The 24771-nt window shown below is 68.5% G+C and carries 1 protein-coding gene; it reads right to left on the reverse strand.

The features are described 5' to 3' along the window. Nucleotides 1–23502 (reverse strand): non-ribosomal peptide synthase/polyketide synthase (locus tag QH168_RS00615; RefSeq protein WP_280232368.1); only part of this gene is annotated, 23502 nt, incomplete at its 3' end. Nucleotides 23503–24771: the final 1269 nt, after the last annotated feature.

The following is a 24771-nucleotide window of genomic DNA, read 5'->3' on the forward strand; positions in this document are numbered from 1 at the left end:
CGCCACGAACCGATCACTGGTCAGATCAGGACGCGCCACATAACCACGCGCCAACTGCGAGCCCGCCAGATACAACTCACCCGCCACACCCACCGGCACCGGACGCAGCCGCCCATCCAACACATACACCTCGGTGTTGAATACCGGCGCACCGATCGGCACGGTATCGGTGTCGGCGTCGATGACCTCGTGGAAGGTGACGTCGACCGCGGCCTCGGTGGGGCCGTACAGGTTGTGCAGGCTCGCGCCGGTCAGCTCACACAGCCGATGTGCGGGCTTGGGTGCGAGCGCCTCACCGGAGGCGAACACCATGCGCAGCGCATCGCATTCCGCGGCGGCGGCATCCGCGACGAACACCGCGAGCATGGATGGCACGAAGTGGGTGACGGTGACGCGCTCGGCCGCGATGGTCTCGGCCAGGTACGCGGGATCGCGATGACCGTCCGGTTTGGCGATATGCAGCCGCGCGCCGATCTGCAAGGGCCAGAAGAACTCCCAGACCGAGACGTCGAACGTCGCCGGTGTCTTCTGCAACACCACATCGGAGGCGTCCAGCTGGTACGCCGACTGCATCCACACCAGACGATTCACGATCGCCGCATGCGAGACCGCCACGCCCTTCGGCCGACCGGTCGAACCCGAGGTGAAGATGACATAGGCCGTGTTCGACGGACGCAACGGCGCGCGCCGTTCGGCATCGGTGACCGGGCCGTCGGCGTAGCCGGACAGATCGAGCAGATCGATACGCACCTGCGCGGTATCGATATCGAGATCGTCGCCGGAGGTCAGCACACAGACCGGATCGGCCGTGCCCAGAATGTATTCCGTGCGCTCGGCCGGATGATCGGGGTCGAGCGGCACGTACGCGCCACCGGCCACACTCACCGCGTACATGCCGACCACCAGATCGATGGAGCGCCGCATACCCAGCGCCACATACGATTCCGCGCCGACACCGCGTTCGATGAGCCAGCGGGCCAGAGTGTTCACGCGCGCGGTGAACTCGGCGTAGGTCAGCGTCGTGGAGCTACTCGAGGCGGGGTGGCGGTCGGGCGAGGGGTGGGCGAGCGGTGTCCCGTCGAAGCTGACGGCGGTCGCGTCGGGAGTGCGCGCGGCCTGCGCCTCGAACATCGAGACCAGCGTCGCCGCCGCATCCACCTCGTGCGCGGTGTTGTTCCAGCCCGACACCACCAACTCACGTTCGGCGGCATCGAGCAGTTCGATGGCACCGACGGCCACGGTGGGTTCGGCGGTGATGGTGGCGAGCACCCGCAGCAGCCGGTCGGCGATGCGGCGCACGGTCTGCTCATCGAACAGATCACGCAGATAGCCCGCGCGGATGCGCAGCTTGCTGTCGAGCTGGGCGATCAGCGTCAGCGGGTAGTGGGTGGCGTCGGCCGCGTCGAGGCCGGTGACCGCCATACCGTCGATATCGGCGGCCTGGGCCTGAATGCCCTCGGCGTCCACCGGATAGGACTCGAACACCACCAGGGTGTCGAAGAGTCCGCCGATCCCGGCGGCGGACTGGATCTCGGCCAGACCCACGTAATGGTGGTCGAGCAGATCGGCCTGCTCACCCTGAGTGCGGGTCAGCAGCTCGCGCACCGATTCGGCGGCGTCGAAACGCACCCGCACCGGCACGGTGTTGATGAACAGACCGACCATCGATTCGACGCCGGACAGCTGCGCCGGACGCCCGGACACGGTGGTGCCGAACAGGACGTCGTCGTGACCGGTCATCCGGCCCACCAGGATCGCCCAGGCGACCTGCAACACGGTGTTCGCGGTGACGCCGAGATCGGCGGCGAGCGCGGTCAGCCGCGCGGTGGTGGCCTCGTCCAGTTCGAACAGGTACTCACCCGACAGCGAGGTGATCTCGCGACCGGCGTCCGGGCGGGCGAGCAGGGTCGGCTCGCCGATCCCGCGCAGCGCGTCGGTCCACGCGGTGACCGAGGCGGCGTGATCCTGCTGGGCGACCCATTCCAGGAAGTGCTTGTAGGAGCGCACCGCCGGCAGCGCGTTCACATCGCCGTGCACCGCGTACAGCACCAGCAGATCCCGCATGAGCAGCGGCATCGACCAGCCGTCGAGCAGGATGTGGTGGTTGGACACCACGAACTGCCAGCGGGCGCCACCCTCGGCGGTGGCATCGGCGACCTGGATCAGGGTGAACCGGATCAGCGGCGGTTCGGCCAGATCGAAGCGGCGCATGCGGTCGGCGTCGATCAGGTCGGCGGCATCGCCGGTCGCACTCCGGTCGTGTTCGGACCAGTCCACGCGGACGCTGTCGAGCACCACCTGCACCGGGTTGCCGTCGTGATCGGAGACGAACGCGGTGCGCAGGTTCTCGTAGCGGTCCACCAGCGCCTGGGCGGCCGAACGCAGCCGGTCGGCGTCGACGCGGCCGGTCAGGGTCAGCACCGCCTGCGCGGTGTAGACATCGACCGAATCGGCGGCGAGCCTGGCGTGGAACAGCAGACCCGACTGCAACGCCGACAGCGGCCACACATCGGTCAGTGCAGGGAAGCGCCGCTCCCAGCCGTCGATATCGCGCTGCGCGGTACGCACCAGCGCGAAGTCCGACGGTGTGTGCCCGCCCGCGCCGGTCGAATTGGCGTGCCGGGCAACCGCTTCCAGCGCGGTGACCCACAGGTCGGCGAACTCGCGCACCGAGGCGGCGTCCAGCAGGGTGGACGGGTAGCCGATATTGGCGGTCAGCTTGTCGCCCACCACGATCGCGTTGACGTCCAGCGGTGCCATCGCGGGCATATCGGCGTCGTAGGCGCCGCCGAGAGAACCGAGTTCGGGTGCCGGAATCCAGCCGAAACCGCGCAGCGATTCCGGTACGTCACCGTCGGACACCCGGCCCAGGTAGTTGAAGCTGATCTGGCCGGGCAGCTCGACCGGCAGTTCGGCGGCGGTGTCGGTGTTCAGATAGCGCAGCAGGCCGTAGCCGATGCCCTTGTCCGGCACCGCGAGCAGCTGCTCCTTGACCGCCTTGAGCGCGGCGCCGAGCGCGGGACCACCGGCGAGGGCGGCATCGATATCGATACCGTGCAGGTCGAAGCGCACCGGGAAGATCGCGGTGAACCAGCCGACCGTGCGGGACAGATCGGCCCCGGCCACGATGTCTTCCTCGCGGCCGTGCCCTTCCAGGCGGATCAGCAGTGAGTCGTCGGCGCGGACACCGCTCACCCGACGCGACCGCCAGGCCGCGGTGGCCACTGCGAGCGCGGTGAGCAGACCGTCGTTGACACCGCCGTGGAACAGCGCGGGCACCGTGGTGAGCAGGGCCTTGGTGACCTCGGCGGACACCTCGACCCGATACTTCTCGATGGCGGCGGAGGTGTCGACGACGGGATCCATCGGACGTTCGGTCAGCAGCGGATCGGGTGCGCCGACCACCGAACGCCAGTAGTCGAGTTCGGCGATCCGTTCGGGGGTGCGCGCCTCCCGTTCGAGACCGTGCGCCCAGGCCCGCATGGAGGTCGCGGGCGCCACCAGTTCGGGTTCCTGGCCCGCGGTGAGCTGGCCCCAGGCCGCCACGAAATCGGGCACCAGGATGCGCCAGGACACGCCGTCGACCACGAGGTGGTGGGCCACCACGATCAGGCGTCCGGCGCGGTCGTCGCGATCGGGTTCCAGCCAGACGAACCGGATCACCACACCGGTGGCCGGGTCGAGCCGGTTCAGCGAGGCGTCCAGCGCATCGGCGGCGATCTCGAACAGTTCGGTGTCGTCGGCGTCGGCGGCGAAGACGGTGTGGTCGATCAGCGCGGCTACATCGACGGTGCCGGGCGGCGCGGTCTCCACGATCCAGTCGCCACCGGCGCGGCGCAGGCTCGCGCGCAGCATGTCGTGGCGGTCGATGACGGCGCCCGCGGTGGCCGCGATGCCCGCCCGATCGATTCCGGCCGGAAGTTCCAGCGCGAGGGTCTGATTGAACCGGCCGAAGGAACCGCGCCGCTGCGCCATGAACCGCACCACCGGGGTGAGCGGCATGGTGCCGACACCGCCGCCGGGCAGCTCGTCCAGTGCGGGCGCCGCGGTCGCGGTGCCGTCGGTGGTTTCGGCGACCGCGGCCAGTCCGGCAACGGTGCGCTGTTCGAAGACGTGGCGGGGGGTGAAGACCACACCGCGCGCCTTGGCCCGCGAGACCAGCTGGATGGAGACGATGCTGTCGCCGCCGAGGGCGAAGAACGAATCGTCCACGCCGACCCGCTCCACGCCGAGCACCTCGGCGAAGACCTCGGCGATGGTCTGCTCGACCGGCGTGCGCGCGGCCCGGAACACGACCTCGGTGGCGAATACCGGTTCCGGCAACGCCTTACGGTCCAGTTTGCCGACGGGAGTCAGCGGCACCCGATCGATCACCATGATCGACGACGGCACCATATAGGCGGGCAGACGCTCCTCGACGTGCGCGGTCAGCGCCGCGACATCGATCGAACGACCTTGCGCCGCAACCACATAAGACACCAATGACACTGCGCCCGCAGCGTTCTTGTGCCCGATGGTGACCGCGAAGTCGACGGTCTCGTGCGAGGCGAGCGCCGCGTCGATCTCACCGAGTTCGATGCGGAAACCACGCACCTTCACCTGGAAGTCGGAGCGGCCCACGTACTCGACCTCGCCGGTGTGCAGCCATCTGACCACGTCGCCGGTACGGTACATCCGCTCACCGTCGCCGTACGGATTCGCGACGAACCGGTCGGCCGTCAGCCCCGGACGCGCGTGATAGCCGCGCGCCAGCTGCACGCCCGACAGGTACAGCTCACCCGCGACACCCACCGGCACCGGCCGGAGCCGGGCGTCCAGGATCAGCGAGCGCATACCGCGGATGGGTCCGCCGATGGTCACCGTCTCGCCCGGTACCAGCGGATCGCTGATATTGGTCATGATGGTGGTCTCGGTGGGGCCGTAACCGTTGTGGAAGTGGCGGACCCGTCCGGTCTCGCCGTCCAGCGGCACCGCCCATTTGGCCACCAGTTCCGGCGGGCAGGCTTCGCCACCGGCGACCAGCACCCGCAGGGTGTCCAGTCCGCTCGGATCGAAGGTGGCCAGCGCGGCCGGGGTGATGAACGCGTGGGTGACGCGCTCGGTGCGGATCAGCTCCGACAGTTCCTCGCCGCCGTACACCCCCGGCGGGACCACGACCAGCGCACCGCCACTCCCCACCGCGAGCAGCAGCTCGAGAATCGAAGCATCGAAGCTGGGCGAGGCGAAATGCAATGCGCGGGAATCGGAATCGAGGGCATACCGCTCGATCTGCTCCGTGCTGAAATTCGCGAGACCGGAATGGGTGACCACCACGCCCTTGGGGACACCGGTGGAGCCGGAGGTGTAGATGACGTAGGCCGGATGCTCCGGGCGCACCGCATGGACACGGTCGGCGTCGGTGATCGGTCCGCCGTCGACGGCGTCGAGGTCCAGTTCGTCGAGCACCAGCCAGCGCGCCGATTCCGGCAGCCCCTCCCGCACCGCGGCGACGGTGAGGCCGATCGGTGAACCGGAGTCGGTGACCATATGCGCGATGCGCTCGGCCGGATAGTTCGGGTCCACCGGCACGAAGGCCGCGCCGGTCTTGGCGACCGCCCAGGCCGCGAACACCGAATCCTCCGACCGCGGCACCCCGACGGCCACCAGGTCCTCGGCGCCGATGCCCTCGGCGATCAGCAGGCGGGCCAGGCGGTTCGAGCGTTCGTCCAGCTCGCCGTAGGACAGAACTGTCCCCTCGAACACCACCGCGGGCGCCTTCGGATCGCGGGCGGCGGCCTCGGCCAGCAGATCGGCCAGCACCCGCGGCGCCACCGCGGGCGCGCCGGTACGGCTGACCAGATCGGTGCGTTCGGCGGCATCGAGAACGTCGATGGCGCCGACGGGGATCGAGGCGTCGGCGGCGATCGCCTCCAGCACCCGCCGCCAGCGGGCGGCGATCTCGGTGACGGTGCGCTCATCGAACAGTTCTGTGGCGTAGGTCAATGCCAGCGCCATACCCGAGCCGGGTTCACCGTGCTCGGACAGTGTGAATTGCAGATCGAACCGGGCGACGTTCTCTTCCAGATCCAGCGCCGAGACCGAAAGTCCCGGCAGCTCGAGACTGGTGCGGTCCAGGTTCTGGAAGGCCAGCATCACCTGGAACAGCGGGTTACGCGCCTGCGAGCGTTCCGGGGCCAGCAGTTCCACCAGCCGCTCGAACGGCACATCGGCATTGCCATAGGCGTCCAGGTCGGTGCGGCGGACCCGATCGAGCAACTCGGTGAACGATTCGGCCGGGTCGATCCCGGTGCGCAGCACCAGGGTGTTGACGAACATGCCGACCAGATCGTCGAGCGCCTGCTCACCACGTCCGGCGATCGGAGTGCCGACCGCGACGTCATCGCTGCCCGACAGCCGCGACAGCAGCACCGTCAGCGCGCCGTGCATGACCATGAACAGTGAGGCGCCGCTGCGGCGGGCGACCTCGTCCAGCGCGGCGACAAGCTCGCCGGGCAGTTCGGTGTGCACGGTGGCACCGCGCAGCGAGGCGATGGCCGGACGCGGCCGATCGGTCGGCAGGGCCAGCTCGTCGGGGATGCCGTCGAGCGCGCGCTGCCAGTAGCCGACCTGACGCGACATCAGCGACTGCGCGTCGTCCTCGGCGCCGAGCACCTCGCGCTGCCAGAGCGCGAAATCGGCGTACTGCACCGCCAGCGGCTCCCAGCCGGGGGCGCTGTCCTGCATGCGGGCGGTGTAGGCCAGCATCACGTCACGGGTGAGCGGGCCCATGGAGAAGCCGTCGGCGGCGATGTGATGCACCACGACGACGAGCACATGCTCGGTGCTCGATTGGCTGCGCTCCCGGTGCCCTGCGTGGTGACGCTCCGCTGCCTCCTCCGGGCCCGTCGCTCGCGCAGCGTCGCTGCCGACCTGGTACAGCCGGGCGCGCAGCGGAACCTGTTCGGCCACATCGAATCCGGTGGATACGAACGCCGTGACGGTCTCGATCAGTTCGCCGGATTCCACCGGGACCGGGCTAAGGTCCAGGCTGATCTGCTCGGCGGGCACGATCACCTGCACCGGGGTGCCGCCGTGTTCCGGGTAGCGGGTGCGCAGCGATTCGTGCCTGCGCACCACATCGGCCACCGCGAGCCGCAGCGCCTCGGCGTCCAGCGCACCGGACAGCCGCAGCGCGATGGGCAGGTTGTAGGCGGCGGAGGTGGTGTCGTACTTGTTCAGGAACCACATGCGCTGCTGCGCGAACGACAGCGGCACCGTTTCGCCGGTGGCGCGCGTACGCGCCGTCAGCCGGGTCCGCGCATCGGAACCGGTATGCGATTCCACCCGCGCGGCCAACGATTCCACCGTGGACGCCTCGAACAGTGCGCGGACGGGCACCGTGGTACCGAGAGCCGCGCCGATCCGGGAGACGACACGGGTGGCGATCAGCGAGTTGCCGCCCAAGTCGAAGAAATCGTCATCGACGCCGACCCGCGGCAGGTCGAGGACCTCGGCGAAGACGGCGGCGACGGTCTCCTGCACCGGCGTGACCGGCGCACGGAAGGCCCGCGCCTGCACCGCCGGTGCGGGCAGGGCCCGGCGATCCAGCTTCCCGTTGACGGTGAGCGGGATCCATTCCAGCCGCACCACGGCCGAGGGCACCATATAGGCGGGCAGCAGCGCGGCCGCACCGTCGCGCACCTCGTCCAGGTTCGGGGCGGTATCGGGATCCGACACCACATAGGCGACGATCCGCTGATCACCCGGCTGATCCTCACGCACGACGACCGCGACCTGCGCGATGTGCGGCTGGGCGAGCACGGCGGATTCGATCTCACCGAGTTCGATGCGGAAGCCGCGCACCTTCACCTGATCGTCGGCGCGGCCCAGGTATTCGAGTTCGCCGAAACGGTTCCAGCGCGCCAGGTCGCCGGAGCGGTACAGCCGCGAGCCCGCGCCGCCGAACGGGTCGGCCACGAACCGCGCCGCGGACAGATCCGGGCGGCCGAGGTAGCCGCGCGCCAATTGCGGTCCGGCCACATACATTTCGCCCGCCACACCGACCGGCACCGGACGTAGCCGGTTGTCGAGCACGTACACCCGCAGACCGGCGATCGCGCGACCGACGATGCTGCCAGCGGCGCCCGCGATGGTCGCCGCGTCCAGCGCACGGTAGGACACATGCACCGTGGTCTCGGTGATGCCGTACATGTTGACCAGCAGCGGCGTCCCGTTCGCCGAACTCGCCGAACGGCCGTCGGCGGGTGCGCCGTGCCTGGCCACCCAATCCGAGAGGCGGCGCAGCTCCAGCGCCTCACCGCCGAACACCACATACCGCAGCGACAGCGGTGTGGCGTCCTGAGCGTTCCGGTCCGCCTCGGCCAACTGGTAGAAAGCCGACGGTGTCTGGTTGAGGACCGTCACCTTCTCGGTGCGCAACAATTCGAGGAACTGCTCGGGCGAGCGCGAGGTGTAGTAGTCGACGACCACCAGGGTGCCGCCGAACAGCAGCGGCCCCCACAGCTCCCACACCGAGAAGTCGAAGGCGTAGGAGTGGAACAGCGTCCACACGTCGTCGGGTCCGAAACCGAAGTCGCGGTCGGTATTGGCGAACAGCCGCACCACATTCCGGTGCGCCACCGCGACGCCCTTGGGTCGGCCGGTCGAACCGGAGGTGTAGATGACGTAGGCGACATGGTCGGGATGCAGCGGGGCCCGCCGGTCGGCGTCGGTGATCGGCGCGTCGTCGGCGTCTTCCACATTGCCCGCCTCGACGGCGAACCCGTCGAGCACCACGCTCGGCAGCCCGCGAGGCACCGTCACCTGGACGGTCGAATCGAGGACGACGCTGGTCGGTGCGGCATCGTCGAGCACATAGGCGATGCGTTCGGCCGGGTACGCCGGATCGACGGGCACATAACCCGCGCCGGTCTTGACCACCGCGAGCAGCGCAACCACCAGATCCAGTGAGCGCGGCAGGATCACCGCGACCAGCGATTCCGGGCCGGCGCCGTCGGCGATCAGTCTGCGCGCCAGCACATTCGCGCGCCGATCCAGTTCGGCGTAGGTGAGGGTATCGGCGCCGAAGCGGGCCGCGATCCGATGCGGATGCGCGTCGGCGACGGCGTCGAACAACGTCGACAGCGTCGCGGCCGGGTCGGCGAAGATCCCGCCGAGGTCGGTCGCGGGCAGGTCGACACCGGAGGACACCCACCGCTGCGATACATCGAGCCGCTCGGCCTCACCCAGCAGATCGATATCGCCGACGGCGACCGAGGCGTCCTCGGTGACCCCGCGCAGGATGCGCACCAGACGATCGGCGAACGCCGACACCGTCTCCGGGTCGAACAGTTCGGTGGCGTAGTTCCACGACAGCGACAGCCCGCCGTCACCGATCTCGCCGACGGTGAGCTGGATATCGAATTTCGCGGTACCCGGATCGAAGTCGACCACATCCAGCTCGAGACCGGGCAGTGCGATGGTGCCCGTATCCGCGGCCGAGGCGGCCTCGAAGGTCAGCGCGATCTGGAACAGCGGGTGATGGGCCTGCGAACGCGTCGGACTGATGACGTCCACCAGCCGCTCGAACGGCACATCCGCATGGGCGAACGCCTCGAGATCGGTGCGGCGGACCTGCTCGAGCAGGGCGTCGAACGCCACGGCCGGTTCGACCTCGGTGCGCAGCACCAGGGTGTTGACGAACATGCCGACCAGATCGTCGAGGGCCTGTTCACCACGTCCGGCGATGGGGGTGCCGATGGCGATATCGGTGCTGTTGGACAGTCGCGCCGCCCAGGTCGCCAGCGCCGCGTGCACCACCATGAACAGGGTGACGCCATTGGCGCGGGCCAGCTCCTCCAGTTCGCCACGCAGTTCGGCGTCGATCGAGAAGTTGTGCGTACCACCGGCATTGGTGGCGATCTCCGGGCGCGGCCGGTCGGCGGGCAGTTCGATCTGATCCGGCAGATCACGCAGCCGCTCGGTCCAGTAGGCGATCTGCGCGGCGGCCACCGACTCGGGATCGGTCTCCTCGCCGAGCACCTCGCGCTGCCACAGCGCGTAGTCGGCGTACTGCACCTCGAGCGGCGCCCAGCCCGGGATCTCGCCCCTGGTGCGCTCGGCATAGGCGGTGACCACATCGCGCAGCAGCGGCCGCAGCGAGAAACCGTCGGCGCTGATGTGGTGCATGACCAGCACCACCACATGGGTGCCCGGATCCACCGACAGCAGCGCGGCCCGGAACGGGATCGCGGCGGTGACATCGAAGTAGGTGCTCGCCAGCGCCACGATCCGCGCCGGAAGTTCCTCGGCGGTGACCGATTCCGGGTTCAGCCGGACCCGCACCTCGTCGGCGGGCAGAACCCGCTGGTAGCCGGTCCCCTCCACTTCGGGGTACACCGTGCGCAGCGCCTCGTGCCTGGCCAGCACATCGCCGATGGCGGCGTTCAGCGCGGTGACGTCGAGTTCGCCGGTGAGCCGGATGGCGACCGGAATGTTGTTGACCGCGGTCTGATTGTCGAAACGGTTGAGGAACCACATCCGCTGCTGCGCCGGCGAGAGCGGCACCAGTTCGCCGCGCTCACGCGCCCGCAGCGGAACCTGCCCGCCCGCACCGGCGGAGGACTCCACCCGAGTGGCCAGCGCCGCCACGGTCGGGGCCTCGAACAGCACCCGGACCGGGATCTGGGTATCCAGCGCAGCGCCGAGACGGGCCGCGACCTGGGTGGCGACCAGCGAGTTGCCGCCGAGGGCGAAGAAATCGTCATCGAGGCCGACTCGCTCGACGCCGAGCACATCGGCGTAGGTACCGGCCACGATCTCCTGCACCGGCGTCACCGGTGCGCGGAACGCGGTCGCCGCGAAGGTGGGTGCCGGCAGCGCCTTGCGGTCCAGCTTGCCGGAGGCATTGAGCGGGAAGGCGTCGAGCACCACATAGGCCGCGGGCACCATGTAGGCGGGCAGCTGCTGACCGAGTTCGGCGCGCACCGCGTCGATATCGACCGTCGGGTCCGCGACCGCGCCCGACGAGCGGCGACGCTCCGCCACCGCGTCCGTGCCCCGCGCCGCGGGGACCACATAGGCGACCAGCTGGTCACCGGTGTGCTCATCGGCGCGCACCACGACCACTGCCTGCGCGATCTCGTCCAGGCCGGTCAGCGCGGATTCGATCTCACCGAGTTCGATACGCAGACCGCGCAGCTTCACTTGGAAGTCGGTGCGGCCCAGGTACTCCAGCTCACCGTCGGCGGTCCAGGCGACGAGGTCGCCGGTGCGGTACATCCGCTCGGCGGTGGCGAACGGATTGGCCACGAACCGGTCGGTGGTCAGGTCCGGCCGTCCGACATAGCCGTGCGCGAGCTGGGCGCCCGCCAGATACAGCTCACCCGGAACACCGGCCGGAACCGGCCGCAGTCGCGAATCCAGCACGTACACCTGGGTGTTGAACACCGGGGCGCCGATCGGCACCGAGGTGGTGTCGGCATCGGTCACCTCGTGGAAGGTGACGTCGACCGCGGCCTCGGTGGGGCCGTACAGGTTGTGCAACCGGGCGCCGGTCAGCTCACGCAACCGCTGCGCGGTGACCGCGGGCAACGCCTCACCGGAGGCGAAGACATTGCGCAGGCCCTGATATTCGGCCGCCAACGGTTCGGCGACGAACACCGAGAGCATCGACGGCACGAAGTGCACCGTGGTGACCTGCTCATCGGCCATGAGCTGGGCCAGATAGGCCGGATCGCGGTGCCCGTCGGGCTTGGCGACGACCAGTCGCGCGCCGACCTGCAAGGGCCAGAAGAACTCCCATACCGACACGTCGAAAGTAGCCGGCGTCTTCTGCACCACCACATCGTCGGCGGCCAGACCGTATTCGGCGTGCATCCACACCAGCCGGTTGACGATCGCCGCATGGCTCACCGCGACACCCTTGGGGCGGCCGGTCGACCCCGAGGTGAAGATGACGTAGGCGGTATTGCCCGGACGCAGCGGACGATGCCGGTCGACATCGGTGAGCACCTCGTCGGAGAACTCCGACAGATCCAGCTCATCGATGCGCACCTGCCGCGACAGCGTGGTGTCCAGGTCGGCGCCGGAGGTGAGCACGCAGACCGGGCGCGCGGTCTCCAGCATGTAGTCGATGCGCTCGGCCGGATGATCCGGGTCCAGCGGCACGTACGCACCACCGGCGACGTTGACCGCGTACATGCCGACGACCAGATCGATGGAACGCCGCATACCCAGCGCCACATACGATTCCGGGCCCACGCCGGCCTGCTTGAGCCAGCGCGCCAACCGGTGTACTCGGGCGGCGAACTCGGCGTAGGTGAGACTTGTCCCCTCGAAGGTCACCGCGTACGCGTCCGGGGTGCGCGCCACCTGCGCTTCGAACAGCGAGACCAGGGTGGCGGCGGCGTCGCCGACCGGTGAGGTCAGCGCGGCGTCGACCGGGAATTCGGTATCGTTCCACCGGTCGAGTACGCGGGTGCGTTCGATCGAGTCCAGCAGTTCGATATCGCCCACCGGCGCGCCGGGCGCGTCCGCCACACCGCGCAGCACCCGAAGGAACCGCTCGGCGAAGCTGTCGGCGTAGCCGGCGTCGAAAAGATCGGTGGCGTAGACGAGTTCGGCTTCCATCTCCGAATCCGCGCCGGGCACCTCGCTCAGCGTGAGCTGGAGGTCGAACTTCGCCGTCGGCTGATCGATGCCGAGTTCGGTCACGGTGAGACCGGGCAGCTCCAGCGAGGTGCGGCCCAGGTTCTGGAACGACAGCATCACCTGGAACAGCGGATGCCTGGCCTGCGAACGCGCCGGGTTCAGCACCTCCACCAACCGCTCGAACGGCACATCGGCGTGCGCGAAGGCCGCCAGATCGCGTTCCCGCACCTGGGCGAGCAGTTCACCGAACGACTGCGCCGCATCGATCTCGGTGCGCAGCACCAGTGTGTTGACGAACATGCCGACCAGATCGTCGAGCGCCTGTTCACCACGACCGGCCACCGGGATACCGATGGCGATATCGTCGGAGCCGCTCAGCCGCGCCAGCAGCGCCGCGAACGCACCGTGCACCACCATGAACAGGGTGCTGCCGTTGGCGTGCGCGACCCGGTTCAATTCCTCGACCAGCGCGCCGGGCACCCGGAACCGGTGCGTACCCGCACCGTAGGTCGCCACGGCCGGGCGTGGACGTCCGGCCAGCCGCAGCTCATCGGGCAGACCGGCCAGCGCGGTGCGCCAGTAGTCGAGCTGCTCGGAGATGAGCGAGGTCGGATCGTCCTCGGAGCCGAGGGTCTCGCGCTGCCACAGCGCGAAGTCGATGTACTGCACCGCCAGCGGCGGCCAGCCCGGCTCCACCGCGGCGGTCCTTGCCACATAGGCGGTCATCAGATCGCGCACCAGCGGCCGCATCGAGAAGCCGTCGGCGGCGATGTGGTGCACCACGACCGCGAGGACGAAGTCCTGTTCGCCCACCTGGAACACGCGCAGCCGCACCGGGAGTTCGGTGGTCACGTCGTAGCCGCGGCTGGCGAATTCGTAGAGCGCGGAACCGATCTCGTCCGCAACGAGCGCGACGACGTCCAGATCGGGAATCGCTCGCGTCGAGGGCAGCACGCGCTGATAGGCGATCCCGTCGTGGGACGGGTAGACGGTGCGCAGCGATTCGTGCCGCACGATCACATCCGAGACCGCACCGCGCAGCGCCTCGATATCGAGCACGCCCTGCAACCGGACCGCCGCCGGGATATTGCTCGCGGCCGAGTCGGCGTCGAAGCGGTTGAGGAACCACATGCGCTGCTGTGCCAGCGACAGCGGCGGATGCTCGGGGCGCACCTGTTCGGTCAGCGCCTGCCGTGCTCCGGTTCCGGCATGCGATTCCATCCGCGCGGCCAGCGCGCCCACGGTGGGCGCCTCGAACAGGGTGCGCACACCGACCTGGGTGTTGAGCGCGGCGCTGAGCCTGGCCACCACCTGGGTGGCGACCAGCGAGTTGCCGCCGAGTTCGAAGAAGTCGTCATCCACACCGACACGTGTGCCACCGAGCAGACCGGCGAAGACCTCCGCCACGATCTCCTCGATCGGCGTCGACGGCGCGCGGAAGGTCTTGGCCTCGAACACCGGCGCGGGCAGCGCCCTGCGGTCGAGCTTGCCACTGGCGTTCACCGGGAACGCGTCCAGCACGACGAGGGCGGCCGGGATCATGTATCCGGGCAGGGTCGCGCCGAGCGCGGCCTTCACCGCATCGGTGTCGATCACCGCATCCGGTTCCCTGACCACATAGCCGACCAGCTGGTCACCGGCGTGCGCGTCCGCGCGCACCACCACGACCGACTGCGCGATACCCGGCTGCGCGAGCAACGCGGCCTCGATCTCGCCGAGTTCGATCCGCAGACCACGCAACTTCACCTGGAAGTCGGTGCGGCCCAGGTACTCCAGCTCACCGTCAGCGGTCCAGGCCACCAGGTCACCGGTGCGGTACATCCGTTCACCGGGCGCGCCGTACGGATTGGCGACGAACCGGTCGGAGGTCAGATCGGCGCGGCCGAGGTAGCCGAGCGCCAGCTGATCGCCCGCGAGATAGAGCTCTCCCGCGATACCGGGGGCGACCGGTCGCAGCCGGGCGTCGAGCACGAAGACGCGCGTATTCCACACCGGGCGCCCGATCGGCACCGAGACGGTGTCGGCGTCGGTGGCCTCGTGGTAGGTGACGTCGACGGCGGCCTCGGTGGGGCCGTACAGGTTGTGCAACCGGGCGCCGGTCAGCTCACGCAGCCGGGCCGCGGTGGGCGCGGGCAGCGCCTCACCGGAGGCGAACACCTGCCGCAGCCGCGGTGCGGGCAGGGCGGCGGCGTCGCCGTTCTCGTTGCCGATGGTGGCCACGAATACCGAGAGCATCGACGGCACGAAATGCGCGGTGGTGATGCCCTGTTCGGCGATGATCCGGGCCAGATACACCGGATCGCGATGGCCGTCGGGCTTGGCGACGACCAGGCGCGCACCGGTCTGCAAGGGCCAGAAGAACTCCCACACCGATACGTCGAAGGTCGCCGGGGTCTTCTGCAATACGGCGTCGGCGGCGTCGATCGGGTACTCGTGCTGCATCCACAGCAGTCGGTTGACGATCGCCGCGTGGCTCACCGCGACACCCTTGGGGCGGCCGGTGGAGCCGGAGGTGAAGATGACGTAGGCGGTGGCCGCACCGCGGATCGGCTGTGCCCGTTCGGCGTCGGCGATCGGTGCGGTGTCGAAGCCGGTGAGGTCGAGCGTGTCGACCGCGAGCACCGGTGCGGTGGCAGCGTCGAACTCGTCACGCGTGGTGGTCAACACGACCGCGGGACGGGCCGTGTCCAGCACGTAGTCGGTGCGGTCGGCGGGTTGATCGGGATCGATCGGGACATAGCCCGCACCGGTCTCCAGCACCGCGTACATGGCGACGACCAGATCCACCGAACGCCGGATAGCGAGCGCCACCAGCGAATCCGCGCCGACACCGTCGGCCAGCAGCCGGCGGGCCAGCTGATGTACCCGCCCGGCGAATTCGGCGTAGGTAAGCTGTTCGTCACCGAAGATCAGCGCCACCGCATCCGGGGTGGCGGCGGCCTGCCGCTCGAACAGCGACACCAGCGTGGCATCGGGCACCGGGTAGGCGGTGTCGTTCCAGTCGGTGAGCACCTTGGCCCGCTCATCGGCGGCGAGCAGATCGATATCGCCGATGGCGATGGTCGGGTCGGCGGTGATCGCGGCCAGCACCCGGTCGAGGCGGCGGGCGAATTCGGCGACGGTCGATTCGTCGAACAGATCGAGCGCATAGGAGAACTCGGCCGACATACCGGCCGCCTCGCCCAGCTCGTCCTGGGTCTCCGACAGCGTCAGCTGGAGGTCGAACTTCGCCAGCCTGGCGTCGTAGTCGATGCCGTTGACCGAAAGCCCCGGCAGTTCCAGACTGGCCTGCCTGGTGTTCTGGAAGGTCAGCATCACCTGGAACAGCGGATGCCGCGCCTGCGAACGCGCCGGGTTCAGCACCTCCACCAAACGCTCGAACGGCACATCGGCGTGCGCGAACGCGTGCAGATCGGTTTCGCGGGCCCGCGCGAGCAGATCGGCGAAACCGGCCGAGCCGTCGACCTCGGTGCGCAGCACCAGAGTGTTGACGAACATGCCGATCAGGTCGTCCAACGCGGCCTCACCACGGCCCGCGACCGGGGTGCCGATGGCGATATCGCTGGTGCCCGACATACGCGACAGCAGTACCGCGAGCGCCGAATGCATCACCATGAACAGCGATGCGTTATGCCTGCGGCCCAGTTCGACCAGCGCACGCTGGGTCTGCCCGGAGATGACGAACGGATAGGTGCCGCCGCGGTAGGACGCGACCGCCGGACGCGGACGATCCGATGGCAGCACCAATTCGTCCGGCAGATCGGCGAGTTCACGCGACCAGTACCGGATCTGATTGGAGATCAACGAGTTCGGATCGTCCTCCGAACCGAGCACCTCACGCTGCCACAGCGCGTAGTCGGCGTACTGCACCGGCAGCGCCGACCAGGCGGGCGCCTCCCACGAGGTGCGCGCGGCATAGGCCACCATCACGTCGCGGGCCAGCGGTCCCATCGACCAGCCGTCGGCGGAGATGTGGTGCACCACCATGCCGAGCACGTACTCGGTCTCGTTGATCTCGAACAGGCGCGCGTGCAGCGGAACTTCGCTGGTGACGTCGAACGCCATCGAGGCCAGCTCGACCAGATGATCGATCAGATTGTGTTCGGTCACCGGGATCGGGGTCAGATCGGGCACGATCTGGGCGGCGTCGAGCACCACCTGCACCGGTCCGGCGCCCGTCTCCGGGAACACCGTGCGCAGCGACTCGTGGCGGTCGATCACATCGATGACCGCGACCTGGAGCGCGGCGACGTCCAGATCACCGGAGAGCCGGATGGCGACCGGAATATTGTTCACCGCGGATTCGGTGTCGAACCGGTTGAGGAACCACATGCGCTGCTGTGCCAGCGACAGCGGCACCTCGTCCGGGCGCACTCGGGCCACCAGCGCCTTGCGCGCGCCGTCACCGGCATGTGATTCCACCCGCGCGGCCAGCGCCGCGACGGTGGAGGCCTCGAACAGCATGCGCACCGGAACCCTGGTGTCGAGCGCGATACCGAGCCGGGAGGCCACCTGGGTGGCGATCAGCGAGTTGCCGCCGAGTTCGAAGAAGTCGTCGTCCACACCCACCCTGGTGACGCCGAGGACCTCACCGAAGATCTGCGCGACGATCTCTTCGATCGGCGTTGTCGGCGCACGGAATTCACGCACCTCGAACACGGGCGCGGGCAGCGCCTTGCGATCCAGCTTGCCGGAGGGGTTGAGCGGCAACGCTTCCAGCACCACGATCGCCGACGGCACCATGTACGAGGGCAGCGTGCGGTGCAGCGCGCCCTTGATGCTGTCGATATCGACCGGACCCGCGTCGGTGACGACATAGCCGACGAGCTGGTCGCCCGCGACGGTGTCGAGTACGAGCACCACGGCCTGGTTGACGGCGGGATGGTCGAGCAGCGCGGCCTCGATCTCACCGAGTTCGATGCGCTGACCACGGAACTTGACCTGGAAGTCGGTGCGGCCGATGTATTCCAGCACACCGGCGGAGCCGACCTCGGGATCGCGCGGTTCGGTCCAGCGCACCAGATCGCCGGTGCGGTAGAGCCGCGATCCTGGCGGGCCGAACGGGTCGGCGACGAAACGTTCGGCGGACAGATCGGCGCGGCCGTGATAGCCGCGCGCGGTCTGCGTACCACCGAGGTACAGCTCACCGGGCACGCCGACCGGAACCGGCGAAAGCCCCTCGTCGAGCACATAGGCGCGCGCGTTCCACACCGGACGCCCGATCGGCACGGTGCTCGGCGCGACCTCGGTCAGCTGCCATGCGGTGGCGTGCACGGTGAACTCGGTGGGACCGTACAGGTTGTGCATCGCGGCGGTGGAGAACTGCCGGAACGCGGTCACCGTCGCGGGTGGCAGCGCCTCACCGGCCACCAGAACCGCACGCAGCGAAGCGCATTCGGCCGAGTTCGCGGCACCGGCGAACACCGAGAGCATCGACGGCACGAACGAGGTCATGGTGACCCGGTGCCGTCCGATGATCTCCGACAGGTACAGCGGATCGCGATGCCCGTCCGGCGCCGCGATCAGCATGCGAGCGCCGACGGCCAGGGACCCGAACAGCTCCCACACCGACACGTCGAAGGTCACCGGCGTCTTCTGCAACACCACATCGTCGGGGCCGATGCGGTATTCGGCGGTGATCCAGGCGATCTGGTTGACCACCGACGCATGACTCACCGCGACGCCCTTGGGGCGGCCGGTGGAGCCGGAGGTGTAGAGCACATAGGCCGTATTGGCCGGACGCAGCGGCGCCAGCCGGTCGGCGTCGGTGACCGGGGCGTCGGAGTATTCGCTCAGATCCTCGGTGTCGAGGAAGATCACCGGCACATCGCTGGCGGTGACATTGTCGGCGATGGTGGTCAGCACACAGACCGGTGCCGAGGAATCGAGCACGTATTCGGTGCGCTCGGCCGGATGGTCGGGATCGATCGGCACATAGCCGCCGCCCGCGGTCATGGTGGCGTAGAGCGCGACGAGCATATCGACCGAACGCCGGATACCAACGGCGACCAGCGTTTCCGGTCCGACACCGGCGTCGATCAGCTTGCGCGCCAGACGGTTGACCCGGCTCGCGAACTCGGAGTAGGTCAGAATCGCGTCGCGATTCCATGCGGGGTCGGGCGACTCGGCCAGTTCTTCGTCGAGTCCGTCGAGCCTGCCGCCGCCGTCGAAGACCACACCGATCTCGTCCGGACGCAGCCGCACCTGCTCGGCGAACAGATCGAGCACGGTGGCCGCCGGCACGGTGTGGGCGGTGTCGTTCCAGCCCGCGAGGACCGTGGCGCGCTCGGCGCCGTCGAGGATCTCGATATCGCGCACCGCGGTAGTCGGTTCGGCGACAACGGTTTCCAGTACACGCAGGTAGCGGCGGGTGAACTCGTCGACGGTGTCGGCGTCGAACAGATCGGTGGCGTAGGAGACCACCGCCGACATCCCGGCCGGTGCGCCGTCGCCGCCGCGCTCCTCGGTGACCGTCCATTGCAGATCGAACTTGGCGATATCGACCTCTAGCTCGTCGGCGGTCACCGACAGGCCGGGCAGTTCCAGCGCCGCATGCGACATCTCCTGGAACGACAGCATCACCTGGAACAGCGGGTGGCGCGCCTGCGAACGGGTCGGGTTGAGCACCTCGACCAACCGCTCGAACGGCACATCGGCATAGGCGAACGCCGCGAGATCGGTTTCCCTCGTGCGGGTGAGGAAATCGGTGAACTGCTCGCTGCCGTCGACCTCCGAACGCAACACCAGCGTGTTGACGAACATGCCGATCAGATCATCGAGCGCCTGCTCACCACGACCGGCCACCGGCGTGCCGATGGCGATATCGCTGGTGCCCGACAGCCGCGCCAGCAGCACCGCCAACGAGGCGTGCATGACCATGAACAAGCTGACGCCCTGCGTGCGAGCCAGGGCCGACAGGCGCTGATGCAGTTCGGCGTCGATGGTGAAGCCGATCCGTCCGCCCTGGAAGCTCTGCACCGCCGGACGCTGCCGGTCGGCGGGCAGATCCAGCTGATCGGGCAGCCCGGCCAGCGCCTGCTGCCAGTAGGAGATCTCGCGCGCGGCCATCGAATCGGGATCCGATTCCGATCCGAGCAGTTCACGCTGCCAGATGCTGAAATCCTGGTACTGCACCGGCAGCGGCGACCAGGCGGGCTCGGCGCCCTCGGCGCGCGCCAGATAGGCGGCGGCCACATCGCGGGCCAGCGGGCCGAAGGAGAAACCGTCGGCGGCGATATGGTGCACCACGAACGCCACCGCGTACTCCGGGGTGCCGTTACCACGGCCACCGGTGACCTCGTAGATGCGCACCCGGATCGGCAGCTCACGCGAGACGTCGAAGCCCATGGAGGCGAATCCGGCCAGCACACCGTGCAATTCGGCTTCATCGATCGGCTCGACCGTGATACCCAGATCGACCTGTTCGACCGGGATGACGAACTGATAGCCGCCGTCACCGGACTCGGGGAAGATCGTGCGCAACGATTCCTGCCGCGCCACCACATCGTTCAGCGCCGTCTGCAACGCTTCGACGTCCACCCGGCCGCGCAACCGCACCACGAACGGCAGGTTGTAGGTGGGCACCGTGGGATCGAACTGGTTGATGAACCACATCCGCTGCTGTGCCAGCGACAGCGGCACCCGCTCGGGCAGGCGCTGCGCCACCAGCGGCGGCCGCGAACCATCAGCGGGCGTCGAATTCTCCGCCCGCGCCGCGATTCCCGCGACGGTCGGCGTCTCGAACAGCGCACGCACCCCGAGCTGGGTACCGAACGCCGCACTGATCCGCGCCACCACCTGGGTCGCGACCAGCGAGTTACCGCCGAGATCGAAGAAGTTGTCGTCGATGCCGATCCGGTCCTGGCTCAGCACATCGGCGAAGATGCCGGCCACGACCTGTTCGGCCTGGGTGCGCGGGGCGCGGAAACCCGATTCGTCCACCGCGAACACCGGCTCCGGCAGCGCCTTACGGTCCAGTTTGCCGCTGGTATTGAGCGGGAAGGCGTCCAGCACCATGATCGACGCGGGCACCATGTAGCTCGGCAGCTTCTCCGCGACGAAGCGCGTCAGATCGGCCGAGGCCACGCTCTGCCCCGGTGCGGGCACCACATACGCGACCAGCTGCTGACCGGTGGCGGTGTCGACCACGAGCACCACGGCCTGGCTCACCGCGGGGTGCGCGAGCAGATCGGTCTCGATCTCACCGAGTTCGATGCGCTGACCACGGAACTTGACCTGGAAGTCGGTGCGGCCGATGTATTCCAGGACACCGTCGGCGTTCCAGCGCACCAGGTCGCCGGTGCGGTACATGCGTTCGCCGTCCGGCGACAGCGGATTGGCGACGAAACGGTCCGAGGTCAGATCCGGGCGGCCACGGTAGCCGCGCGCGAGCTGACGTCCGCCCAGGTACAGCTCGCCCGGTGCGCCGATCGGCGCCGGACGTAGCCGCGAATCCAGGACATAGACCTCGACATTCCACTCCGGGATACCGATCGGCACGGTCACGGTGTCGGCGGCGGTGGCCTCCCAGCAGGTCACCGACACCGCGGCCTCGGTGGGACCGTACAGGTTGTGCAGCCCGGCGGAGGTGATCGCGCGGAATGCCGCGGAGGTCTCCGGCGGCAGCGCCTCACCGATCACGAACACCGCGCGCAGCGATTCCACCTGCGCGGGCGTGGCGTGGGAGACGAAGACGGTGAGCATCGAGGGGACGAAGTCGGTGAACGTCACCCGATGCTTCGCGATCATATCCGCGACGTAGATCGGGTCACGATGCCCGTCCGGCGCGGCGATGACCAGTTTCGCGCCGACCATCAGCGGCAGGAAATAGCCCCACAGCGAGACGTCGAAGGTGGTCGCCGTCTTCTGCAAGTACACGTCGTCGGCGGTGAGGCCGTACTCGTCCAGCATCCACAGCTGCTGGTTGACGATCGCGTGATGGGTGACCGCGACGCCCTTGGGGCGGCCGGTCGAACCCGAGGTGTAGATGACATAGGCGGTGTTGTCCGCGCGCAGCGGCGCCGAACGGTCCGCGTCGGTGATCGGCTCGGCCGAGAACCGCGAGACGTCGAGGGTGTCGATCTCCACCCGCTGCACCGATTCGGGCAGCTCCAGCTCATCGGTCGAAATCGTCAGCACGCACACCGGTGCCGCGCTGTCGAGGATGTAGGCGGTGCGGTCGGCCGGATGATCCGGATCGATCGGCACATACGCGCCACCGGCCTTCAGCACCGCGTGCATGCCGATGACCAGCTCCAGCGATCGGCGCATACCGAGCGCGACCAGCGATTCCGGGCCCACACCGTCGGCGATCAGGAACCGGGCCAGCCGGTTGACCTGCTCATCGAACTCGGCGTAGGTGAGGGTGGCGCCCTCGAAATCGAGCGCGACGGCGTCCGGGGTGCGTGGGATCTGCGCGTCCAGCAGCGCGGGCAGCGTGGTGGTCGGCACCTCGTGCGCCGAATCGTTCCACTCCACCAGCGAGGTGGAACGCTCGTCGGCGGTGGTGACATCCAGCTGCCAGACCGGGGTGTCGGCGATACTGCCGTCGGGTTCGGCCGCGGCGAGTGCCAGGAACCGGTCGAAGAATTCCAGGAACCGGCCGTGATGGCGGCGCGCCTCATCGTCGGTGTAGAGGTTCGGGTTGGTCTCGAAGTCGATATGCGAGCGGGTGCCGGCCACCGACTGGTAGAAGTTGACGCCGAGATCCTCGATGCTGCCCGTGGACAGCACGCTGAGCTGGCCGACCATCGGGCCGAGCACCAACTCGTCGTGGAACAGCATGATGTTGACCCACGGACCGAAGAACTCCGTGGTGACCACACCGTCACCGGCCGCGTCACGGCGGATGTCCTCATGCCGGTAACGCTGATGACGCAGCGCCCCCGACACCTCCACCTGCACCTCACGCAGCAGTTCGGTGACCGTGGTGTCGTAACCCACGCGCAGCCGCAGCGGCACGATATTGGAGGCCACACCACCGGAACGGCGCATCGCGGCCGTGGTGCGCGCGGTGACCGGGAGGCTGAGGATGATGTCCTCGGTGCCGGTCAGCTGGGCCAGATAGGCGGCGAAACCGGCGATCAGCAGCGCGGCGGGCGAGGAATCATTGCGGGCGACGGCCTCGGCGAGCAGCGAATCCTGCTCCTCCGACAGCGCCGCGCTCACGATCCCGTTCACCGGCGACGGCGGCGCCGAACGACCGGCCAGGCTCGAGCCCTCCTCGAGTCCGGCCACCCGCTGCGCCCAATGCTCCTTATCGGACTGGAAACGGGTGCTGTCGCGGTAGGTGATCTCGGATTCGTAGAGCTTGCGCAGATCCGTCGCCTTGCTCGGCGCGGGTTCGGCGCCGGTGACATAGGCGGTGTACAGCTCGGCGATCCGGGTCATGAACGTCATCGCACCGAAGCCGTCGAGCGCGATGTGATGGGCCCGCGAATACCAGAACCAGCGCTGGTCCTCGATGCGCAGCGCGGCCGCGCGGATCAGGCGATCTTCGACGATATCGAGCGGATGCGAGTATTCCGCGCGCATCCATTCCTGAGCGGCGGCCTCGGGATCGTCGGCCGCGCGCAGGTCGACATATTCGAGGGTGGCGTCCAGGGACGGATCGACGGTCTGCAACGGCTCACCGTCGCGTTCGATGATCCGCAGGAAGCCCGACCCCATCTCGCGGGCGGCATCGGAGCTGGCCCGCTCGAGGGCCGCTACATCCAGGTCGCCACGCAGATCGACGTACTGCGCGATGTTGACCGGTACCTGAGGATCGACATGCTGGGCATACCAGATACCCAGCTGCGCCGGGGACAACGGAAAGTATTCATCCCGTTCACCACCAGTTTCGCCGTTTCCGCCGAAATCCAGCCGGTCCAACCGTAACCTCGCTTCCGGAACACCACGCAAGCGCTCCCCGACGACACCCGGACAGGACGCTCACCTATCCAAGCGTGGCGTCCACATCTGCGGGCTCAGTTCTCGTATCAATCAGGCAAAAATGTTCATTGGCACTATCTGTCCGCCAGGCCGCTGTCGTTACATGGGCACGACCGGACCCGAGGTCGCCCACGCGGCACATCCGCGAACTTCGCTGCTGATCACCGAATCAATCTACCGTCGCCCCGCACAGGTGACCAACCAACGCCCATAGCGTCAGGGCATCGCCGCTGGCGGCGGGGCGAGGCGGGGTGTGCGGGAGGTTTCCGGGGCACTCACCGGACCGTGTGTTCGGGGGTGAGGAGGGTGACAGCCGGGTGAAGTCGGCTCTGGGTGTGAGCCAGGTCGGTTTCGGGGGATTTCAGGGCAGCGGTCCGGGGGTCGGCATCGCGGCATCGCAGCATCGCGGCATCGCGGCATCGCGGCATCGCGGACGGAGTCTGCGGCCGTGGGCGCGGCTGCGGGCCGTCGCCGGTGATTCGCTCGGACTGCCGCCAGGACGATCGACTCCGATCCGTCACGAAAACGATCAGCTCCAGCCGTCACAGATGATCCGGTCGACCGGATCATGGGGATGATGGGGCTCCAGCCCGTCACGACGCGATCAGCTCCAGCCCATCACGGATGATCTGCTCGGACTATCGCGGGGCGATCGGTCTCCAGCTCGTCACGGGCGATCGACTCCAGCCCGTCGCGAGGCGATCGGCTCCGGCCCATCACGAGGCAGTCGACTCCCGTCACAGATGGTCCGGTCGACCGGTCACGAGATCGATCGACTCCAGCCCATTACAGCTGATCTGCTCGAACTGTCGGCAAAGACGATCAGCTCCGGCCGTCACGAGCCGATCGGCTTCCAGCCCATCACGGGCAATCTGTTCCAGCCCGTCCTGATGCGGTCGCCTACGGCCCGCCACAGATGGTCCCGTCGACCGGACCGTGAGGATGATCGGCTCCAGCCAGTCGCGAGCCGATCGGCTCCGGCCCGGAACGGACCGGCTTCCGATGGAACCGCAGCCGGGTCCGGTGCGTCCATATCTGCATAGGTAAGTTCTGGACGCAGTCGGCGGAGAGGGTTCTGGGGTGGGTATCGAGATTCCCGAGGCGTTGCAGTGGGCGGCGAAGTATGTGGTGGGGGCCGGTGATTGGCCCGAGGGTGATGAGACCGCGATGCGGCGTATCGCCGACGCCTACACCACCGCAGCCACGACT

It is taken from the genome of Nocardia cyriacigeorgica, from assembly GCF_029868385.1.
Lineage (GTDB): Bacteria > Actinomycetota > Actinomycetes > Mycobacteriales > Mycobacteriaceae > Nocardia > Nocardia cyriacigeorgica_F.